Here is a 20,631-nt window from a genome sequence, read left to right as displayed (position 1 = left end):
ACGCCGCCCCGCCCGCCCTCCGGGCGGACGACGGGGGCTTGAAGACGGACCCTGGCGCCCCGGGCAGCGAAGCGGAGGACCAGCGGGTGGCGACGTCCGCGTCCCGGATCCTCCGTAGGGCGAGCCGGACGGCCGCGTCGAAGCCGACGGCGCCGCCGGGCGGATCCGGCAGGTGGCGGTCGAGGTCGCGCTCGGTGCGGACCACCTCGTACCGCAGCGACTCCACCAGCGGCCGGGCGATCGAGCCCGGCACCGGGGTGACCAGGCCGACCCAGAGGCTGGAGAGCCGGGGGGTGAGGACGGGCACGGCGACGATCAGGCGGCGCGGCAGCCCGGCCACCACCGCGTAGCGCTCCATCATCCGCCGGTAGGTCAGCACGTCCGGCCCGCCGATGTCGAAGGCGCGGTCGACCTCCGGCGGCAGCGTGGCGGCCCCGACCAGCAGCCGCAGCACGTCGCGGACGGCGATCGGCTGGATCCGGGTGTCCACCCAGCGCGGGGTCACCATCACCGGCAGCCGTTCGGTGAGGTGGCGGAGCATCTCGAAGGACGCCGAGCCGGAGCCGATGATCACCGCGGCCCGCAGCTCCGCGGTCGGCACACCGCTCGCGCGCAGCACCCGGCCGACCTCGACGCGCGAGCGCAGGTGCGGGGAGAGCCGTTCGGCCGGCACCCCGGCGGGGGCGAGGCCGCCCAGGTAGACGATCCGGCGGACCCCGGCCCAGGCCGCCGCCCGCCCGAAGGCCTCGGCGGCCGCCCGGTCGGTGGCCTCGAAGGCGGGGCCGGTGCCGAGCGAGTGCACCAGGTAGTAGGCGACGTCGATCCCGGTGAAGGCCTCGGCGAGGCTCTCCGGGCGGGTGACGTCGCCGGTGACGGCCTCGACCCGGTCGCGCCAGGGGTGGTCGCGCAGCCGGTCCGGGTCGCGGACCAGACACCGGACGGTGCGGCCGGTGCCCAGCAGCTCCGGCACCAGTCGGCCGCCGATGTAGCCGGTGGCCCCGGTCACCAGGTAGCGCGGCGGTCCGGCGGCGTCGGCCGGCGGGTCGGGCCGGCGGTGGCGGTGGTGGGGCCGGTCGGCGGGGTGGGTGGGCTCGGTCACGGTGGCTCCGTCGGGTGGTGGGCGGCCAGGACGGAAGGCGTACCCGAACCGCCGACGCCGCGCGCACCGCCGGCCGGGCCGTCCTGCGTCCGGGGCGACCCCCGGCCGGGGCGGGGGCGGTGGTGGCCCGGTAGGCGCGGCGTTGGGGGCGGGAGGCCGTTGGTCCCGGCCATTCAGCCCCTTGGCCCCTGGCGGATCGGCCGGTCGGGGGAGATGCTCCTGGTACAGCCGACCGGACGACAGGGCTCCGGCCGGACGGTGCTCGCGGACGAGGTGAACCGGAGTGCGTCATGCCACCGTCGAATCAGTGATGACCAGCCCCGTGGTCCGGGTCGTGCCCGAGACCGGCTTCCGGGAGATCGTCGCGCTGCTGACCGAGTACGACATCACCGGCATGCCGGTGGTGGACGAGGACGGCCGGCCGCTCGGCATCGTCTCGGAGGCGGACCTGCTGCTCACCCTGGCCGCCCAGGAGGACCAGGGAAGTCTGCTGCCACCGTCCGAGGGCGCCCGGACGGGCCAGGGAGGTGCCGTGACCGCCGCCGATCTGATGACCGGACCGGCGGTCTGCGTCACCCCCGAGACCAGCGTCGTCGCCGCGGCCCGGTTGATGGGCCGGCACGGGGTGAAGCGGCTGCCGGTGCTGGACGAGGACGGCCGGGTGTTCGCGATGGTCAGCCGGGGGGACCTGCTCCGGGTCTTCCTCCGTGAGGACCGGGTGATCCGCCGCGAGATCGTCGAGGAGGTGCTCGGCCGGGTCGAGGGGGTGAGCCCGGCGCTGGTCGGCGTCGAGGTCGACCAGGGGCGGGTGGTGCTCAGCGGCACGGTGGCGGAGCCGCACCTCGTCCCGATCGTGCTGAGCCTCTGCCGGTCGGTCGACGGCGTCGTGTCGGTGACCGACCGGCTGAGCGTCGAGACCTTCGGCGGCCTGGGACCGGACGACGGCCCCCCGGACCCGGCCGCGGTCGGGCCCGGGGAGGGTGGGCGGCGCGGGTAGCGGGTAGCGCGGGCGATCTGGCGGGCGCGCGCGGCGTCGGTGCGCGCGAGGGCGACGCGCCTGCGCCGGTCCGGTGACCCGGTACGCCCGCGTGCTCCGTCCGTCGCCACTCCGTTCGATCGGGTGTCCGGCTGGATCCGGAGAGTCCGGTTCGAATATGGCACTGCGTATCGGGTACATCACCCTGCGTGTGCGGCGGTAGCGGGCCGCCGCGCCGCCGGGGACCGGGGAGGCAGCCGTGGCCGTCGTGTTCGACGCGGACTTCACATCGACCAGCCAGTGGGTCGCGGGGCGCAGCAGCGCCTATCCCCGGATGGGGCCGACCAACCGGGGTGACCACAAACTCGACTTCCTCAGCCGCGAATACTGCCCGGGCGGGCTGTTCACCGCCGTCCGGCGGCACGGCGGCGACCTCTGGACGTGCAACCTGCTGACCACCGAGGGCAGTCCGGAGGGTTTCCAGGTCCGCACCGGCGACGTGCTGAGCGCGCGGGTCACCCTGCCCCGCGAGCTCGGCGCCTGGCCGGCGATCTGGACCTGGCGGGACGGCGGCAACGAGATCGACGTCTTCGAGTACCACGCCGACCACCCGGACCTGCTGGAGATCTCCAACCACGTCCGGGGCGGGTACCGGTACTGGCACGGGGCCGAGGCCGGTATAACCCCCGGCGCGACCTTCGAGCTGCGGACGCTGTTCGGCGCGCACTCGGTGGACTGGTTCGTCGACGGCACCCTCATCCACGCCGACCGGCGGGGCGTGGGCGCGGACTGGCACGCCTACCTGATCGTCAACGTCTCGGTCGCGGACGGCACCTACCACGACCGGCCGCCGATCTTCGGGCCGGACCGGCTCGGCTGGACCTGCCACAGCCTCACCGTCGAGCGCGGCGGACCGGACGACGGGTGATCGGCGCTCGGGCCGGACGACGGGTGATCACAGCTCGGGCGGGAACATCGCCGTCACCAGGCCACGCGGGCCGCCGCGCTGGAACCAGACCGTGCGGCGGTGCGGGCCGATGTGCGCGGGGTGCGTCACGTAGAGGTCGTCGCGCGGCGCGTGCTCGTTGCCGGGCGCGAGGGCGGCGTCCACCGCCTCGGCGGCGATGGCCCGCAGTAGTGCGTGCGCGGTGGGCGCGGCGGCTTCGGGGGAGATGGCCAGGGCGGTGAGTTCGTACCAGAGCGCCGTCGAGACGTAGCCGATGGTGGAGTGACCCAGGGCCGGGTGCGGGCGGTGGTCCGCGTAGCGGAGCAGCACCCCGGCCGCGACGAGGCGCTCGCGGTCGTCGGCCGGCGGGAGGTGGTTCATGGGGCGAACGCTACCCGGCCCGGTGCGGGGCGGCCCGGCCCCGGGGGTTTCGCGGTCCGGCGGGCGGCCGTCGGCGTATGCTCGCCGGCCCGTGCGGGGGCGCATGGGGCTCGCGGACGCTCGGCCGGGTCTGCGCGCGCCGCCGTCCGTCGTGGTTCGCATGGGTCCGCGCTCTCCTCACGCCGCTCCGACGGGTGCGGGCGCACGATGGTGGTGAGGCGCCGATCGCCCCGGGTGCGGGCCGGCCGTCATGGCGGCCGACCTCCGGATCCGGGCGGTGAGGAGGTCGTGATGAGGCACTGGAACGGCCATGGCTACGGCCACGGCCTCGGGCCCTGGGGCCTGGGCCTGATGGCGTTCGGGCTGCTGCTGGTCGTGCTGGCGCTGGTGGCCGTCGCGGTGGTGCTGGCCCGGCGGTCGCGGGTCCCCGGGACGCGGCCGCCCAAGGCCGGGTGGGCCGCCGGGGCGGCGGGACCGGTCGGCGGGGCGCCGCCGCGGTCGCTGCCCGAGCAGGTCCTGGCGGAGCGCTTCGCGCGCGGCGAGATCGACGCGGAGGAGTACCGGCACCGGCTGGACGTCCTGCGTGAGCCGGCGCGGACGCCGGGCGCCGGTCCGCCCGCCCCGCCACCGCCGCCCCCGCCGCCGTCGGGTCCGCCGCCGTCGGGTCCGCTGCCGTCGGGTCCGCCCTCACCGGGCCCGCCTCCGCCCGGCCCGTCGGCCCCGCCCCGGCCGGGTGCGCCGCCCGCCTGAACACGACACAGCCCCGTCGCGCGACTGCGCGACGGGGCTCCATCCCGGCGATCGGTTGCCGGCCGGCGACTACTACTCGACGACGAGCTCGACCGGGATGTTGCCGCGGGTGGCGCGGGAGTACGGGCACACCTCGTGCGCCTTCTTCACCAGCAGCTGGCCGGTCTCGCCGGCGAGCGCCTCGGGCAGCTCGACCCGCAGCACCACCGCGAGGCCGAAGCCCTCGGCGTCCTGGCCGATGGACACCTCGGCGGTCACCGAGATGTCGCCGGTGTCCACCTTCGCCTGCCGGCCGACCAGGCCGAGCGCGCTGGCGAAGCAGGCCGCGTAGCCGGCGGCGAACAGCTGCTCCGGGTTGGTGCCCTGCCCGCTGCCGCCGAGGGCGGGGGGCATCGCCAGGGCGAGGTCGAGCTGGCCGTCGGAGCTGACGGCGCGGCCCTCCCGGCCGTTGGCGGTGGCGGCGGCGGTGTAGAGCGCGTCCATGGGTCCGTTCCCTTCGGTCCTGCGGTACGAAGTCTCGGTCGGGCGGTCCGGTCGGGGCCGCCTGCCGGGTTCAAGTAGAGCACGCAATTCAATTGCGCACAACTCGATGGCCGGAGCGTCGCTACCATGGGTCCATGACCGTGCTGCCCGATCTTCCCGACGATGCCGACCTGCTCCTCCTGGACCGACAGATCTGCTTCTCGCTGAACGCCGCCTCCCGCGCCTTCGGCGGCGTCTACCGGGTGCTGCTCAAGGACCTCGGCCTGACGTACCCCCAGTACCTGGTCATGCTCGTGCTCTGGGAGCACGGCGAACTGCCGGTCAAGCGGATCGGCGAACACCTGCGGCTGGACTCGGGGACGCTCTCCCCGCTGCTCAAGCGACTGGAGGCGGCCGGCCTGGTGCGCCGCGAGCGCAGCTCGGAGGACGAGCGCTCGGTCACCGTCAGCCTCACCGAGGAGGGCTCCGCCATGCGCGAGCGCGCCGGGCGGGTGCCGCGCCGGCTGCTCGTCGCGACCGGCCTTCCGGTGGAGGAGCTCGCGGCCCTGCGGGCGCTGCTGGACCAGCTGACCCTCGCCCTCGACGCCGCCGTCCCGGAGATCGCCGCCGAGGGGTGACCTCCGCCGAGGGGGCCTCCGCGAAAGCCGCGCGAACGGGGTGTTCGCGCGGCTTTCGGCATGCCCGGACGCGGCCGTCGCGGGATTTCCGGAATAGATCCGGGAAAGGTGGGGGTGATTCCTCCGCGGGGGGCCGAAGAATTTCTTCGACACCCCTCCGGGGAAATGGCGCCGGCGGTCGCCGACATATCCCGGCAAGGGGTCGCGACCGGGCTTCGGTGCCCGAAAGGACTATCTCCAAGATGATCGTCTTCCGTCAAATCCCAGGTCGGAGACCCCGCCGATCGTCGGGGGTGCGGGTCGGACGTTGGCGAATAAACGGCTCAGTTTCCTGACGGATTGACGCACAGTCAGCATTCCTTGAAATATCAGGACAGAACGGACAGCGATCCGAAAGTCTTTGCCGATTCGATATCGGATTCGGGATTTTCGGTCCGGCGGCTCTGCGATCTTGTGATGGCAACACTTCTTTGCCATCACTATTCACGGAGTTCGTTCACTTGCTATCGAGGAAGCAGGCCTCACCCGCCTTCGCGGGTGGGGCCTTCAGTACGCGCCGTATGCGGCGCACGGCCCTCCTGGCGGCGCTCGCGCTGTTGGTGGAGACCGGGGTCGCGCTCGACGCGCTGACCGCCGAGCCCGCCTACGCCGAGTCCGCGTCCGACCCCAGGGCCTCGGCCACCGCACCCGTCAACGAGGCGCCCGACAGCGCCTCCGCCCTGCTCGCCGCCCGCCTGAACGGGCACCGGGTCGAGGTGACCGGTGCCCGGACGGCCAGCACCACGCTCTGGGCCAACCCCGAGGGGACGCTCACCCAGGAGACCGCGACCGGCCCGGTCCGGGTCAAGGTCGGCGACGCCTGGGTCCCGGTCGACACCACGCTGGTGGAGACCCCGGACGGCAAGGTCGCGCCGAAGGTCCACCCGGAGGGGCTGACCTTCACCGGCGGCGACGCCGGGGTGCGGACCGGCGACGCCGTCGCGCCCGCCACCGGGGTGCCCGCCGCCGCGGACACCCGCCCCGCCGACCAGCGGGCCGCCCGCGACGAGACGCGCCCGGCCCTGCCCGGCGCGCCCGCTGCGGCCCCCGTTCCCGCTCCGGCCCCCGCCTCGGCCTCCGCCTTCGCCAAGCCCGGCGAGGGCGCCGCCCCCGCCGCGGACCCGGCGACCGGCAAGCCCGCCGAGCGCGAGCTCGTCAAGATCGGCTCGGGTGAGCAGCAGGTCCAGCTCGGCTGGCTCGGCCGCCTGCCGAAGCCCCGGCTCGACGGCAGCCGCGCCACCTACGCCGACGCCCGCCCCGGCGTGGACCTCGTCCTGGAGGCCACCCGGACCGGCTTCGAGCAGTACCTGATCGTCAAGGACCGCTCGGCCGTCTCCCAGGCCGGCACCGTCACCCTGCCCATCGACACCAGCGGACTGGACGTCAACCGCAAGGACGACGGCTCGATCGAGCTGACCGAGCGCCCGTCCGGCAAGGTCCAGGCCAAGATCCCCGCCCCGGTGATGTGGGACGCGGCGGTCGACCCGCAGTCGCTGGAGAACAACCACCGGGCCCCCGTCGCGATGGAGCTGCGCGGCTCCGGCGCCGACGCCGAGCTGGTCTTCACCCCGGACGCCGGCTTCCTCGCCGACCCGGCCACCAGCTACCCGGTGACGATCGACCCGGCGCTCACCGTCGGCGCCTCCTTCGACACCTTCGTGCAGCAGGGGTGGACCACCGACCAGTCCTCCGCCACCGAGCTCAAGCTCGGCAACAACGGAAGCAGCCAGGTCGCCCGCTCCTTCCTGCACTTCCCCGAGGGGCCGTACCACGGCAAGCACATCCTCTCGGCGAAGCTGAACCTCTACAACACCCACTCGTGGTCCTGCGACCCGTGGTCCTGGGAGGTCTGGGACACCGGCCTCGCGTCCACCGCCAGCCGGTGGACCAACCAGCCCAACTGGAACAAGATGTGGGCGACCAGCAACGCCACCAAGGGCAACGAGGGCGCCGGCTGCGGTGACGCCTGGGTCAGCCAGGACGTGACCTCGCTGGTCACCGCCTGGTCCGACAACGGCTACGCCAACAACGCGCTCGGCCTGCGCGCCTCCACCGAGACCAGCCCGTACTCGTGGAAGCGCTTCGACTCCTCCCAGGGCGGCCACCCGCCGTTCCTGTCGGTGACCTACAACACGGTCCCCACGGCGCCGCCGGCGGTCGACGTGTTCCCGGCCCGCCAGGGCAACCCGCGCTACAGCTCCTCGGCCACCCCGACCTTCCAGGTCCTGGCCGGTGACCCCGACGGCGGCGGCCGGGTCGGCGCCGACTTCGACCTCTACCGCGCCGGCGTCTTCGTCAAGCGCGTCTACAAGGAGGTCCCCAACGGCAGCTGGGCCCAGGTGAAGCCGGCCGACTTCGGCATCGCCAAGTTCGACGAGGGCGTGCAGTACTCGATGGGCGCCCGGCTCGGCGACGGCATAGACAACTCGCCGTGGGCCCCGCAGGACGTGGTCGTCGTCGTCGACACCACCCGCCCCGGCGCGCCGTTCATCACCTCCGCCGACTACCCGGCCGACGAGGCGTGGCACGGTGCCTCCGGCCAGGCCGGCCGCTTCACCCTGACCCCGCCGGCCGGCACCGACGACGTCGTCGGGTACGTCTACACCCTGGACGGCAAGGCCCCGGTGACGGTCGACGCGACCGGCGCGACCACCGCGTCGATCACCCCGCCGACCGACGGCACCCACACCCTCAAGGTGCAGACCAAGGACCGCGCGGACAACCTCTCCGACCCGGCCGTCTACACCTTCCGGGTCGGCAAGGCCGGCGTCAGCTCCCCGGTCGACGGCTCGGAGACCGCCAAGCGCGTCAAGCTCGCGGTCGACGCCCAGACCCAGTTCACCCGGGTCACCTGGCAGTACCGCCGCGGCCCCGGCGCCACCGAGTACGACATCCCGGCGGCGCACCTCACCAAGGCCGACAACACGCCGGTCACCGGCGGCCGGCCGCGCCTCGCCGAGCTCGGCAGCCACGCCAACTGGTCGGTGCTGGAGTCGCTCGGCCGGATCGGCGGCGTGGTGCAGGTCCGCGCGCTGCTCTACACCGACAAGGACACCGACGCCGCCTACCCGACGGCCTGGTCCACCTTCACCGCCGACGCCAACGCCGACGGTGCCACCGGCACCGAGATCGGCCCCGGCTCGGTCAACCTGCTCACCGGTGACTACTCGGTGGACGTCACCGACACCGACGAGTTCGGCATGACCACCACGCGCTCCTCCTCCTCGCGCGGCACCACCCGCGGCTGGCAGGAGCAGGGCGAGCGGCTGACGGCCAACCAGCAGCAGGTCTCCACCGACACCACCGGCTTCGTCGCCACCCCGGGCACCGCCCTGCGGGTCACCGACCGCGGCCAGGGCGAGTCGACCGACTCGCTCAAGGTCCTGCCGGACGGCGTCAAGAACGGCGACACCTACGCGCTGCTCGGCGCCGCCGGCGGCCTGCAGCTCGGCATGAAGCCCGGCCGCACCTACCGGATCAAGGCCTGGGTCTACGTGCCGTCCACCACCGGCCTCACCGCCGGCCTGGACGACCGCGGCATGCGGATCGTGGTCGTCCACGGCAAGGCCGGGGCCCTGACCACCACCGTCTCCCGCAAGGCGCCGTACACCGACGCCTGGGCCGAGCTGACCACCGACGTCACGCTCGCGGCGGACGCCACCGAGGCGCAGGTCCGGCTCTACAACGGGCACTCGGACAACGCCGACAAGCCCGTCTACTTCGACAACATGTCGGTGCGCGAGCTGGTCGCGCCGTTCGGCCCGCAGTGGGCCGGCGGGGCGCTGGGCGAGTCCGCCGACTACGTGTCACTGTCCTTCCCGAGCGCCGACGCCGCCGTCCTCAAGGGCGTCGACGACACCTCGCTCACCTTCGCCCGGGCCCAGGACGGCACGCTCTACCCCGAGCCGGGTGCCGAGCACCTCGTCCTGAAGGCCACCGGCGACAGCTACACCCTGACCGAACTGGACGGCTCCGTCACGGTGTTCACCCGCCAGGCCGGCTCGGACGTCTACAGCGTCCAGTCGTCCACCGGCCCCGACACCGCGTCCACCGCCCGCTACGTCTACGACTCCACCGACCGGCGCTCGCTCGTCAAGCGCGTGATCGCCCCGGTCGAGCCCGGCGTCGACGACACCAACGGCTGCACCGTCGACCCGCTGCCGCGCGGCTGCGAGGTCACCGACTACGACTACGCGACCGCCACCACGGCGACCGCCGGCACCCCCGGTGACTTCACCGACCGGATCCGGGCCGTCAAGGTCTGGTCGTGGAACCCGGTCACCGCCAAGCAGGAGGCCGTCGAGGTCGCCCGCTACAGCTACGACGAGCGCGGCCGCCTGACCCAGGTCTGGGACCCGCGCCTGACCCAGCCGCTGAAGACCACCTACGGTTACGACGACGCGGGCCGGGTCACCCGGATCACCCCCGCCGGCGACCTGCCCTGGAACCTCGACTACGGCACCGCCGCCGCCGACCAGGACCCGGGCCGCCTGCTGAAGGTCCGCCGCGCCGCCCTGGCCCAGGGCAGCAAGGACCAGCTCAGCGGCGAGACCGCGACCAGCGTCGTCTACGACGTGCCGCTCACCCGCGGCGCGGGCGGACCGTACGACCTGGCCGGCGCCGACGTCGCCAAGTGGGCCCAGACCGACGCCCCCACCGACGCCACCGCCGTCTTCGGCCCCGAGGACCAGCCCGGCACCGGCACCGCCACCGCGGCCAAGCCCGGCCCGGACGGCTACCGGCCGGCCATCGTCCACTACCTCAACGCCTCCGGCAACGAGGTCAACACGGCCACCCCGTCGACCACCCCCGGCGGTGACATCGACACCACCGAGTACGACCGCTACGGCCACGCCGTCCGCTCCCTGGAGGCCACCAACCGCTCCATCGCGCTCGGCACCCACCCGGACACCGAACGCCTCGCGGCCGAGCTGAACCTGCCCGCCGACTCCGCGTCCCGGGCCCGGCTGCTCGACTCCCGCACCACCTACACGCCCGACGGCCTGGACGTCACGGAGACGCTCGGCCCGGTCTACCGCGCCTCGCTCGCCGAGCAGGTCAACGGCCAGAGCACGCCCGTGACGGTCACCGCCGAGGGCGAGAGCCTGGTCCAGCTGGGGGCGACCGACCCGGTGCGGGTGCAGACCCTCGCCCAGTGCTGCGCCGGCGCCGGCTGGTCCGGCGGTGGCCAGGTGATGCTGAACGCCAACGAGGTCGGCGACAACGCCTCGTTCCGGATCACCGTGCCGGAGGAGGGCGAGTACCAGCTCTCCGCGCTGCTGACCAAGGCGGCCGACTACGGCGTCGTCCAGCTGTCGGTCGACGGCCAGAACGTCGGCGCCGCCTTCGACGCCTACAACCCGACCGTCACCAGCACCCCGTTCACCGCGGGCACCACCGCCCGCCTCGCGCGCGGCGACCACGAGCTGCGGCTCACCGTCACCGGCCGCAACCCGGCCGCGATCGCGCCCTACTACCAGGTGGGCCTGGACCGGGTCACCCTGGTCAAGACCACCCTCAACCCCACGCTCGCCGCCGGCACGCCGGTCGTCGCGCGGGACCACAACACCAACAGCTACGACGAGGGCCGGCCCGACGGCAAGGCCTACCACCTGGTCACCACCGCCACCGACGGCGCCCGCATCGACGGCTACGCCGACGACGTGGAGCTGCGCGTCACCAAGCACGGCTACGACGCGCCGATCGGCGGCACCCCCGGCTGGACGCTGCGCGCGGCCACCTCGGTGACCACCGACGCGCTCGGCGCCAAGCTGACCGCGACCGTCAAGTACGACGCGGCCGGCCGCGCCGTGGAGTCCCGCAAGCCGGGCTCCGACGGTACCGACGCCGGGACGGTGAAGTCGGTGTTCTACACCGCCGGCGCCAACCCCGACGACCCGGCCTGCGCCAACCGTCCCGAATGGGCGGGCAGCCCGTGCGCCACCCTGCCCGGCGGCGCGATCACCGGGGCCGACGGCACCCGGATGCCGACCACCCTGCCGGTCAAGCGGGTCACCCGCTACTCGCCGTTCGGCGAGCCCGAGGAGACCACCGAGACCAACGCGGGCAAGTCCCGGAAGACCGTCGTCGCCTACGACGGCGCCGACCGGATCACCTCGACCGAGATCACCTCGGACGACGGCCAGGCCATGCCGAAGGTCACCACCGAGTACGACCCGGTCACGGGTGACGCGGTGCGGACCACGGCCGACGGCAAGTCGCTGACCCGGGTGATGGACGCCCTCGGCCGGCTGATCTCCTACACGGACGCCGACGGCGGCACCACCACCACGGAGTTCGACAGGTTCGGCAAGCCGGTCAAGGTCGCCGACCCGACCGGGTCCACCACCTACACCTACGACCGCGCGAAGGAGCCGCGCGGCCTGGTCACCTCGATCAACGACAGCGTCGCCGGCGAGTTCACCGCCGCGTACGGTCCGGACGGCCAGCTGGTCGAGCAGACCTACCCCGGCGGCATCGTCCGCAGGGACACCTTCAACGCCGTCGGCGAGGCCACCGGCCGCACCTACACCCGCACCTCCGACAACGCCGTGGTCTGGGCCCAGACCAGCGACGTCTCCACCCAGGGCCAGGTGGCCAAGGACACCAGCTCCACCGCCACCCGCAGCTACCAGTACGACCGGCTCGGCCGACTGGTGAAGGCCCAGCAGTCGACCACCACGACGGGCTGCGTCACCCGGCAGTACGCCTTCGACAGCCACTCCAACCGGCTCTCGAAGACCACCCTGCCCTCGGCCCTCGACGGCACCTGCGGCACCACCGGGGCCGTCGCCGAGAACCACACCTACGACAGCGCCGACCGCCTGACGGATGCCGGCTTCACCTACGACGCCTTCGGGCGCACCGTGAAGACCGCCACCGGCGCGACCAACACCTACTGGGCCAACGACAAGGTCGCCGCCCAGGAGAAGGGGGACACCAGGCAGCAGTGGGCCCAGGACGCCGCCCACCGCCTCACCGCGTTCACCACCGCCAAGAAGCAGGCCGACGGCTCCTGGGCCAACGCCACGTCGAAGCTCAACCACTACGGTGACGACTCCGACGAGGTCCGCTGGACCGTCGAGGACACCACCCAGGGCACCCTGACCCGCAATGTCTCGGGTCCGGACACCGACCTGGTGGCCACCACCAGCAAGACCGGTGACGTCCAGTTGCAGCTCACCGACCTGTTCGGCTCGGTCGTCCTCACCACCGACCCGGCGCTGACCAAGCCGGTGGTGCTGGACTTCGACGAGTTCGGCATCCCGCAGGACGGCCAGGCCGCCGCGCGGTACGGCTGGCTCGGCGGCAAGCAGCGCTCCGCCGAGGCCCAGGACGGCGACATCCTCATGGGTGCCCGCCTCTACAGCCCGGCCCTGGGCCGCTTCCTGCAGGTCGACCCGGAGCCGGGCGGCAACGCCGGCGCCTACGACTACTGCACCGGCGACCCGATCAACTGCACCGACCTCGACGGCCACTGGGGCATGCCCAAGTGGCTGAAGAAGACCGTGACCGTGGTGGCGAAGGTCGCCGAGGTGGCCTCCTACATCCCGGGCCCGATCGGTTCCGTCGCCGCCGCCGTCTCCGCCGTCTCGTACGCGGCGACCGGCAACTGGCGCAAGGCCGCGGAGATGAGCATCACCGCGGCGGCCGGCCTGGTCGGCGCCAACACGGCGGTGCGGGCCGGCTTCGCCGCCGCCCGCTACTCCCGCGGCGCGGCGCGCGTGCGACGGGTCGCCTCCCGGGTCCGCTCGGTGTTCCGCCGGACCGGCTGCAACTCCTTCGACCCGAGCACCCCGGTGCTGATGGCCGGCGGCGGGCAGCTGCCGATCGGCGAGGTCCAGGTCGGCGACCTGGTGCTCTCCACCGACCCCGCGACGGGGCAGACCCGGCCGGAGCCGGTGCTGTCGGTGATCTACGGGTACGGCACCAAGCACCTCGTCGACATCGACACCGTTACTGGTGGGAATGACGCTGAGGGCGCGGACGCGCTGCGGGTCACCGCCGAGCACCCGGTCTGGGTGAGCGGCAAGGGCTGGACCGACGCCGTGCAGGTGCGCGTCGGCGACTCCCTGGTGACGCCGGCCGGCACCGAGGTCCCGGTCACCCGGGTGAACGACCTCGGCGAGGTCGCCGACCAGCTGGTCGTCAACCTCACCATCGGCGACCAGCACACCTACAGCGTCCGGGTCGGTGACGACTGGGTCGTCGCGCACAACAAGAACGCGTGCCGCATCGACCTGCCGCACATCCTGGGCGGGCACGGCGCCAAGACCCGGGTCGCGGGCAAGAGCCGGTTCCGCTCGCGCAGCACGCGTGAGGTCAAGTACCTGATCCACACCACCATCAAGAAGGGCAAGAGCCGGCCCAACACCGGTGGCCGCGACGGCCGGATCTACGAGCACGACTTCGGCCGGATCGTCGGCCGGGACGGCAACGGCCGGCACACCACGCGGATCCGGGTGGTCGTGAAGAACCACAAGGGGAGGAGGACGGCCCGGACGGCTCACCCGTACTGATGACGGGACGTTGACGTGTTGGCGCGTTGGTGTGTTGACACGTTGAGCTGTTGACACGTTGAGATGTTTGACCGGATCGCCGGGGGCTGCGCCGTCAGCCCCCGGCGATCCGCCGTTTCACCAGTGCGCCGTTTCACCGATCCGCCGCCGCAGGACGGGTCCGTGGTGGTGAGGTGACCTGCGAGAATGCGAGCATCATGATCGAACTGTCCTTCTCCGCCGCCGACACCGGCGGCGCCGACCGTGGGCCGCACGGCACCATGGACTTCGCCACCGCGGACCTCTACGACCTCACCTACGAGGCGTTCCGGGGCCCCTGCACCTTCCGGATCGAGGGCGCCGACTTCAGCGGCCCCGGACCGGTGCTGGACCTCGCGCTCGGCCTGTTCACCGCCGCCGGGGAACTGGCCGAAGCCCGACGCGCCCGGTACTCGGCCGTCGGCGGCGCGGGCGAGTACCACTTCGAACGGCGCGGCGACACCGTCCGGATCCGCCGCGAGCGCGACGGCCGGGGCACGGTGGACTACGCCGAGTTCGCCCAGGCCGCCCGGGCCTTCCTCGGCGAGGTGGTCCGGGGCCTGGGCGAGCGGTTCCCCGAGCTGCGCCGCAATCCGGAGATCCGCCGACTGCGCGAGGCCGCGGCCGGGGTGTGAGCCTGACGCGGCTCGGGGCTGCCCTGGGCGGTGGTGCTGTGTGTCGGCCGACGGCTGTGCGGGCTGTGCGTGCGGGTTAGCCGCCGGTGCGCTCGTTCAGGCAGAGGATGTTGCCCTCGCTGTCCTTGAACCAGGCCGCGCGCATGCCCTCCGCCTCGACGACGCCGTCGACCGTCTTCAGGCCGGGCATGTCGTACTCCTCGAACACGATGCCCTTGCCGCGCAGCTCGGCCATCTCCGAGTCGAGGTCGGGGACCTTGAAGCTGGCCAGGGTGTGGGCGGCCTGGCCGCCGCTGGGTGTCTCGTAGATGCCGAACTCGGTGCCACCGCACTCGAAGGTCAGGTCACCCTCCGGACCCGCGTCCGTGAGCTTGAGGCCGAGGGTGTCGGTGTAGAAAGCCTTCGCCCGGGCCAGGTCGGCGGCGGGAATGATCGCCACCAGGGGTGCGTCTCCAAGCATGCTGATCGCCTCCTCCTCCCCTCCAGCCTAGGTACGCCGACCCGGACCCTGCCAGGCCGGAGGCGGGCCGGATCCGGGGCGCGTCGCAGGGTGCCCGCGGCGTCACCGGATGTGCGGGATCCGCTCCAGCACACCGCCCGCGAAGACGTCGTACAGCGGCAGCGTCTCCAGGTGCACATAGCCGATGTGGCAGTCGCAGACCGGCAGCGGGCAGGCCCGCGGTCCGAGCCGGGCCCGGTAGGAGCCGTCGTAGAGGTTGCCGAGCTCCTCGCGCACGAAGTGGCAGCGGCGGACCGTGCCGTCGCCGTCCACCGACAGCACCGACTCACCGGTGCGGCAGGCCCGGCCCGCGCTGGGGTGGGCGTGCCGGCTGTAGCCGAAATGCGGATCGAGAGCGGTCCACTCGGCCGCCTCGGCGTCGGTGTACGTGCGGCCCTCGGCGGCGTTGATCCACAGGTAGACCGCCGGAGGCAGCTCGGTGCGCAGCCGCCGGGCCGCCGCGAGGTGCTCCGGCTGCCCGACCACGCCGATGCTGTACCGCACGCCCAGGGCGTCGAGTTCGCGGCACTTGGCGAGGAAGCGGTCGTGGTCGATCTGGCCGGGGTGGTAGGTGACCCAGAGCGCGAGGCTGTCGAGGTCCGCCTCGGCCAGCCAGCCGGTGCGGCAGCTGAGGTTGGTCTGGATCGCGACCCGGCGCACGTGCGGCAGTCGGCTCAACTCGACCATGGCCCGCCGGTACCAGGACCGGACCAGCCCCTCGCCCCAGGGCGTGAACAGCACCGAGAGCGTGTCACCGGTGCCGCCGCGGCCGGCCACCCAGCCGGTGAACCGCTCCAACGCGGCGCGGTCGGTGCGGAGTTGCGCCGGGGTGTCGCGCCGCTTGGCGAACGGGCAGTAGGGGCAGTCGTAGTCGCAGGAGGCCAGCGGGCCCCGGTAGAGCAGGCTGAGGTCGAGCGGTCCGGGTGCGGGTCCGGGTGCGGGAGCGGGAGCGGGTGCCGGGGACGGTGTGGCGCCCGGCATGCCGAGGAAGGTCATTTGGCCTCGTACTTCGCCATCAGCGTGCGGACCTCGGGGGAGAACAGCATCGGCCCGACCGCGTCCGAGTGCGCCAGGCCCTCGGGGGAGAGCCTCAGCCGCGCGCCGCGGTCCGTGCCACGACCGGCGTCGTGGCCGGCGTCGTGGCCGGCGGTGCCGCCGTCGTGACCGTCGCCGGCACCGTCGGCCAGCCAGCCGCGTGCCGTGAAGGCCGCCAGCTCGGCCGGGAAGTCCTCGGCCGGCGTGCTGCCGAACCGGTCCCGGTACTCGGCGAGCGCCAGCCCCTCGGCCTGGAGCAGCGACTGCACGAGGTGCCGCCGCCGCGCCTCCGGCCGCGTCATGACCCGGCCGACCAGCGCGCGGTCGAACGCCGGGGTGGCCACGTACTCGTCGATGATGCGGCGGACCTCGGTGGCGTCCACCGCGTAGTCGAAGGAGTAGTGCAGGCGGGAGGTGTAGGAGCGGGCGCCGCAGCCGAGGCCGACCATGCCGTCGGTCTGGCAGGCGTACTCGCTCACCCCGGCCTGCGGCGCGGCCACCCGGCGGAACATCCGCATCGACACCTGCTCGTAGCCGTGGCCGAGCAGGTGGTCGCGGCCGGCCCGGTAGAGCGCGAGCCGCCGGGCGTCCCACTGGGCGGGGCTCTCCGCCTCCCCGCGCCGGGCCAGCCCGGTCAGCGGCCGGACGTAGAGCGGGTAGAGGTACAGCTCCTCGGGCTGCCAGGCGAGCGCGGCGTCCAGCGAACGGAGCCAACTCGCCTCGGTCTGGCCGTCGATGCCGTAGATGAGGTCGATGTTGAGGACCGGGAAGCCGGCGTCGCGGATCCGACCCAGCGCGGCCTCGACCTCGGCGCGCTTCTGCGGCCGGACCGCCGACCGCGCCTCCGTGTCGACGAAGGACTGCACGCCCAGGCTCAGCCGCGTGGTGCCCCGCTCGGCCAGCACGGCGAGCCGGTCGGCCGTGGCGGTGGCGGGGGAGGCCTCGACCGACAGCGGGATCGCCCGCAGGTCGGCACCCATCCGGTGCTCGGCGATGTCGCAGAGCCGCTCCAGCTCAGCGGCGCTCAGGTAGGTCGGCGTGCCGCCGCCGAACGCGGCCAGCGCGAACCGGGCACCCTCGCCCAGCGCCTCACGGACGGCGCCCGCCTGCCGGTCGAGGGCGTCCAGGTAAGCGGTGGTCAGGCCGTCCGGGCCGCCGATCCGGGTGAACAGGTTGCAGAAGCCGCAGCGCACCTCGCAGAACGGGATGTGCAGGTAGAGCGAGAGCGCGTGCTGCGGCTCGCCCGCCCACAGCTCGCGCAGCGGCGGACGGTCCGGCAGCGCGCGGTACGCCGTCTTGTGCGGGTAGGCGTACACGTACGACTGGTACGGGGAGTCGTGGGAGGGCTCCGGGGCGGCGGCCCCGTACCCGTACCCGGGCTCGGCGGCGGCGGTGGCGGTGGCGGGCGCGGTGGTCATGCGGTCTCCTCGGCGGTCGCGGCAGGCACGGTGGAGGCGCCGGGCGCGGGGGGAACGGCAGGCGAGGGGCCGCTCGCCGGGAGCGTGAAGTGGGCGTACGGCACCGTCCAGACCACCTCGTGCCCGATCCGGTGGCCGGTGTAGCCGTCCTCCCCGTAGGCCGTGCCGTGGTCCGAGCAGACGATCGCGAAGCACGGCCGGCGCGCGCTCATCGCCGCGAACAGTCGCCCGATGTGGGCGTCCACGTACTCCAGCGCGGCGGCGTGGCTCTCCCGGCTGTCGCCGTGCTCGCGCGTCGCGCCGGGCAGGTGGAACCAGTTCGGCTGGTGCAGCGCCGAGACGTTGACGAAGAGGAAGAGCGGCTGCTCGGCGGGCTGCTCCGCCGCCACCCGCTCGGCCCGCTCGACCTGCGCCTCGAAGGAGGTCGGCGAGGGGACGCCCATCTCCGGCGCCCAGTGGCTCTCCTGGAAGAGGCCAGGCAGCACCGAACCCAGCGGGCCCTGCTTGTTGAAGAAGCCGACGCCCCCGATGCAGACCGTCCGGTAGCCGTGGGCGGCGAGCGCGCCCGGCAGGTCCGGGGCGTCGAACACCCAGGTGCGCGGCGCGGTGCTCTCCGAACCGGCGAACCGGGCGGCGAACAGTCGCGGGTGCGGCCCGTCGGGCGAGGCCGGGGTCGGCAGGAAGCCGGCCAGGATCGCCTGGTGGGCGGCGTAGGTGAAGCTGCCGGGGGAGTGCCGCCGCTCCCAGCGTCCGCCGGGCAGGTGGGCGGCGAGGTGGGGGATCCGCCCGGCGGCGGCCAACTCCTCGGCGATGTCGAAGCGCAGGGTGTCCAGGGTGACGAGCAGCAGGTCGTGGCTGCCCACCACGGCGTTCATGTCGGGCGTGGCGGGAAGGGGCTCGGAGGCCGGGGAGGCCGGAGGGCCGGCGGCGGGGGCGGTGCGGTGGCTCATCAGGACTGTTCCGTACGTGGGTCGATCGGGTGCGTGGGGTGCGTCGGAGTCCTTGGCGGTTCCGGCGGTGCGGGCGGTGCGGGCGGCGCGCTCGGTGCGGCGCCGAGGGCGGCGAGCTGTGCGGCGTAGGTGTCGAGGCCCTCGGCCGGGCCCCCGGGCAGGCCGGTGAGCCCGGGCAGGAGGTCGCCGAACGCGTTGACCTCGCCGACCACCGAGCGCCGCCAGCCGGCGGTCGGCAGCACGTCGACGCCGACCATCGGGGAGTTCGGGAAGCAGGCTGCCGCCCGCTCCGCCGTCTCCAGCAGGTCCGGCCAGGCCGGACCGGCGGCCTCCCGGACCAGCTCCAGGCTGCCCCGGGAGCCGCCGAGATGGAGGTTGGTCATCGGCTGGGCGCTGGTGCGGATCACCACGTGGGTGGCCCGCCCGGCGACCACGACGACCCGCAGGTCGGCCGAGCGGCCCGACTGGGAGGCCTTCGGGACCCACTGCTCGATGTGCAGGCCGTCCGGGGCGAGCCGGTCCACCAGCTCCGCCACCTGCCCTTCCTCCTGGTAGCGGCGGACCCGCAGCGAGTTGTACAGCCGGCCGTCGGCGAGCTCCACCGAGGTGGTGGCCCGCAGCTGGCCGCGCGGCCCGAACTCCAGTGCCACCACGCCCGAGGCGGAGGAGCCGTGGGACGGCTTGACGAAGACCCGGCGCAGCCCGGCGGCGTCCAGCCGCGCGCGGAGGTCCTCCCAGCCGGCGACGGCGCCGCCGCCCAGCGCGCGAGGCACCGGGACGCCGGCCGCGGACAGCAGTGCGTGCGTCCGCCGCTTGTCGAACATCACGGCGATCTCCTCCGGATCGCCGAGCAGCCGGACCCCGGGGCTCCCGGCCAGCGCGCGCAGCGCGGCCGTCACCCCCGCGTACCAGGCCGCCCCGCCCTCGACCCGGGTCGGCGCGTACTCCGCGCCGAGCGCCGGGCCTCGCAGCAGCGCGTCCACCGCCTCCTCCTCGCCCGGGGACTCGATCCGCAGCACGGTGCCCTCGGGCAGCCGGTGGGTGCCGCGCACCAGGTCGATCCAGGGCAGGACGGCGGGCTCGGGCAGCCCGGCGGCCCGGGCGGCGGCCGCGAACAGCGTCACCCGGCGGTGGCCGGGATTGCCGAGCACGGTCAGCCGCCCGGACGGCGGGAGCCGGTGCTCCGCCCGGGCCGGGGCCGGGCCGATGTTCTGCGTGGTCGTCAGCACCGTCGTCCGCCTACTCGGACACCGCGACGTAGCGCCACTCGCCGTCGTCCTCCTCCTCGGCCTCGGAGAGGTCGACGTCCACGCCCGGCAGGGCCTGCCGGACCCGCTCCTGCATGGGCTCGGAGAGGTAGTGGTGGTGCAGGTCGAGGGACTTCAGGTGGGTCAGTGGCTGACCGTCCAGCAGCGCCGCCGCACCCTCGTCGCTCAGCACGCCCATGGCCAGGCTCAGCGTCCCCAACTGCGCGACCACCGGGGCGTGCGCGACGGCGGCGGCGATCTCGTCCTGGAACTCGCTGTTCTCCAGGCCGAGGTGGCGCAGTGCGGGCAGCCGGGTGCCGGTCAGGATCGGCGCGACGTCGTCGATCGTCGCGTCGCCGCCGTACTCGTCGACGCCGAACCACAGCTCCAGGCTCTCCAGGGCGGGCAGTTCGCTCGCCGCGACCGCTCGGACCACCTCGGCGGGCAGCCCGCCGGTCTCGAACCGCAGGTGGGTCAGCCGCTCGTGCCGGACGGGGGCGAGCATCAGCCCGTTGCCGCCGCGCACCACGAGGTCCGTCAGCCCGGGGAACGCCGTCAGGGCGGGCGTGACGTCCGACATCTCCAGCCAGGAGATCTCGCAGTCCTCGTAGCTGACGTCGGCGATGACCAGGCCCTCCAGCGCGGGGAACCGGCCGGCGTCGGCGACGATCGTGGCGAGTGCGTCGGCCACCGGGACGTACTCCTCGATCCACCAGGGGCCGAGCAGCAGCGCGCGGACGGTCGCCGGGTCGACCGCCGCCAGGAAGGCGGACCAGACGGCGTCGAAGCCGCTCTTCGAGCCGTACGGGACGGTCAGCCGCCAGGCGACGGTGCCCGGCTCCGGCAGGTCGATCCGCTCGCCCCGGCCGTTCCGGCGGGGCTTGTCGACCGAGAAGTCGACGACCGGCAGGTGAAGGAAGTGGTCGATGGTGCGGGTGATGAACACGGGTGCCCCCCTGGGCGGCGTGAGCGGCGAGTGGCGGAACGGACGGACGGGTGGAGGAGCAGGTGGACGGGCG

The 20,631-nt window shown here is 73.8% G+C and carries 15 protein-coding genes; 6 read left to right on the top strand and 9 right to left on the bottom strand.

Translation table 11 applies throughout. The features are described 5' to 3' along the window. On the bottom strand, nucleotides 1-1,006 hold a 1,006-nt coding region (locus ACFP3U_RS18220), incomplete at its 3' end, for an NAD(P)H-binding protein (protein ID WP_380226603.1). Nucleotides 1,007-1,409: 403 nt separating this feature from the next. On the opposite strand from ACFP3U_RS18220, the gene ACFP3U_RS18215 reads away from it, so the two are divergent. Both ACFP3U_RS18215 and ACFP3U_RS18210 read left to right on the top strand, forming a co-directional pair. Then, nucleotides 1,410-2,096 (top strand): CBS domain-containing protein, encoded by a 687-nt coding sequence (locus ACFP3U_RS18215; RefSeq protein WP_380226595.1) that lies wholly within the window; start codon nucleotides 1,410-1,412, stop codon nucleotides 2,094-2,096. A 238-nt stretch (nucleotides 2,097-2,334) separates the two neighbouring features. Beyond that, nucleotides 2,335-3,003, top strand: coding sequence for a LamG domain-containing protein (locus ACFP3U_RS18210; protein WP_380226594.1), 669 nt, complete (start codon nucleotides 2,335-2,337; stop codon nucleotides 3,001-3,003). Nucleotides 3,004-3,030: 27 nt separating this feature from the next. Here ACFP3U_RS18210 and ACFP3U_RS18205 read toward each other — a convergent pair whose 3' ends face one another. Further along, on the bottom strand, nucleotides 3,031-3,402 hold the full coding sequence (locus tag ACFP3U_RS18205) for a hypothetical protein (RefSeq protein WP_380226593.1): 372 nt from the start codon (nucleotides 3,400-3,402) through the stop codon (nucleotides 3,031-3,033). Between the two features lie 291 nt (nucleotides 3,403-3,693). Between ACFP3U_RS18205 and ACFP3U_RS18200 the strand changes: the two genes are divergently transcribed. Continuing rightward, on the top strand, nucleotides 3,694-4,152 hold the full coding sequence (locus ACFP3U_RS18200; RefSeq protein WP_380226592.1) for an SHOCT domain-containing protein: 459 nt from the start codon (nucleotides 3,694-3,696) through the stop codon (nucleotides 4,150-4,152). A 72-nt stretch (nucleotides 4,153-4,224) separates the two neighbouring features. Here the strand turns inward: ACFP3U_RS18200 and ACFP3U_RS18195 are convergent, their stop codons facing one another. Continuing rightward, on the bottom strand, nucleotides 4,225-4,635 hold the full coding sequence (locus tag ACFP3U_RS18195; protein WP_380226591.1) for an organic hydroperoxide resistance protein: 411 nt from the start codon (nucleotides 4,633-4,635) through the stop codon (nucleotides 4,225-4,227). Nucleotides 4,636-4,769: 134 nt separating this feature from the next. On the opposite strand from ACFP3U_RS18195, the gene ACFP3U_RS18190 reads away from it, so the two are divergent. The 3 genes from ACFP3U_RS18190 (at nucleotide 4,770) to ACFP3U_RS18180 (ending at nucleotide 14,463) form a co-directional block, all read left to right on the top strand. After that, nucleotides 4,770-5,252, top strand: coding sequence for a MarR family winged helix-turn-helix transcriptional regulator (locus ACFP3U_RS18190; RefSeq protein WP_380226590.1), 483 nt, complete (start codon nucleotides 4,770-4,772; stop codon nucleotides 5,250-5,252). A gap of 560 nt (nucleotides 5,253-5,812) precedes the next feature. Beyond that, nucleotides 5,813-13,810: a DNRLRE domain-containing protein gene (locus ACFP3U_RS18185; RefSeq protein ID WP_380226589.1), complete on the top strand. Its 7,998-nt coding sequence runs from the start codon at nucleotides 5,813-5,815 to the stop codon at nucleotides 13,808-13,810. 197 nt (nucleotides 13,811-14,007) lie between these two features. Then, nucleotides 14,008-14,463, top strand: a complete 456-nt coding sequence (locus tag ACFP3U_RS18180) for a hypothetical protein (protein ID WP_380226588.1) — start codon at nucleotides 14,008-14,010, stop codon at nucleotides 14,461-14,463. A gap of 76 nt (nucleotides 14,464-14,539) precedes the next feature. Here the strand turns inward: ACFP3U_RS18180 and ACFP3U_RS18175 are convergent, their stop codons facing one another. From ACFP3U_RS18175 to ACFP3U_RS18150, 6 genes are all read right to left on the bottom strand, one after another. Continuing rightward, on the bottom strand, nucleotides 14,540-14,923 hold the full coding sequence (locus ACFP3U_RS18175; RefSeq protein ID WP_380226587.1) for a VOC family protein: 384 nt from the start codon (nucleotides 14,921-14,923) through the stop codon (nucleotides 14,540-14,542). Nucleotides 14,924-15,025: 102 nt separating this feature from the next. Next, a complete protein-coding gene (locus ACFP3U_RS18170) occupies nucleotides 15,026-15,943 on the bottom strand; it encodes an STM4011 family radical SAM protein (protein ID WP_380226586.1) in 918 nt (305 codons plus the stop codon). An 11-nt stretch (nucleotides 15,944-15,954) separates the two neighbouring features. Beyond that, nucleotides 15,955-17,415, bottom strand: a complete 1,461-nt coding sequence (locus ACFP3U_RS18165; RefSeq protein ID WP_380226585.1) for an STM4012 family radical SAM protein — start codon at nucleotides 17,413-17,415, stop codon at nucleotides 15,955-15,957. Further along, a complete protein-coding gene (locus ACFP3U_RS18160; protein WP_380226602.1) occupies nucleotides 17,412-18,290 on the bottom strand; it encodes an STM4013/SEN3800 family hydrolase in 879 nt (292 codons plus the stop codon). Before ACFP3U_RS18160 ends, ACFP3U_RS18165 begins: the two co-directional genes overlap by 4 nt. Nucleotides 18,291-18,364: 74 nt before the next feature. Then, nucleotides 18,365-19,591: an STM4014 family protein gene (locus tag ACFP3U_RS18155; protein WP_380226601.1), complete on the bottom strand. Its 1,227-nt coding sequence runs from the start codon at nucleotides 19,589-19,591 to the stop codon at nucleotides 18,365-18,367. A 13-nt stretch (nucleotides 19,592-19,604) separates the two neighbouring features. Beyond that, nucleotides 19,605-20,558: an STM4015 family protein gene (locus ACFP3U_RS18150; RefSeq protein ID WP_380226584.1), complete on the bottom strand. Its 954-nt coding sequence runs from the start codon at nucleotides 20,556-20,558 to the stop codon at nucleotides 19,605-19,607. Nucleotides 20,559-20,631: the final 73 nt, after the last annotated feature.

Origin of the sequence: Kitasatospora misakiensis (assembly GCF_042656005.1) — a bacterium.
Classification (GTDB): Bacteria; Actinomycetota; Actinomycetes; order Streptomycetales; family Streptomycetaceae; genus Kitasatospora; species Kitasatospora misakiensis.
This window is presented reverse-complemented; position numbering and strand designations above follow the sequence as displayed.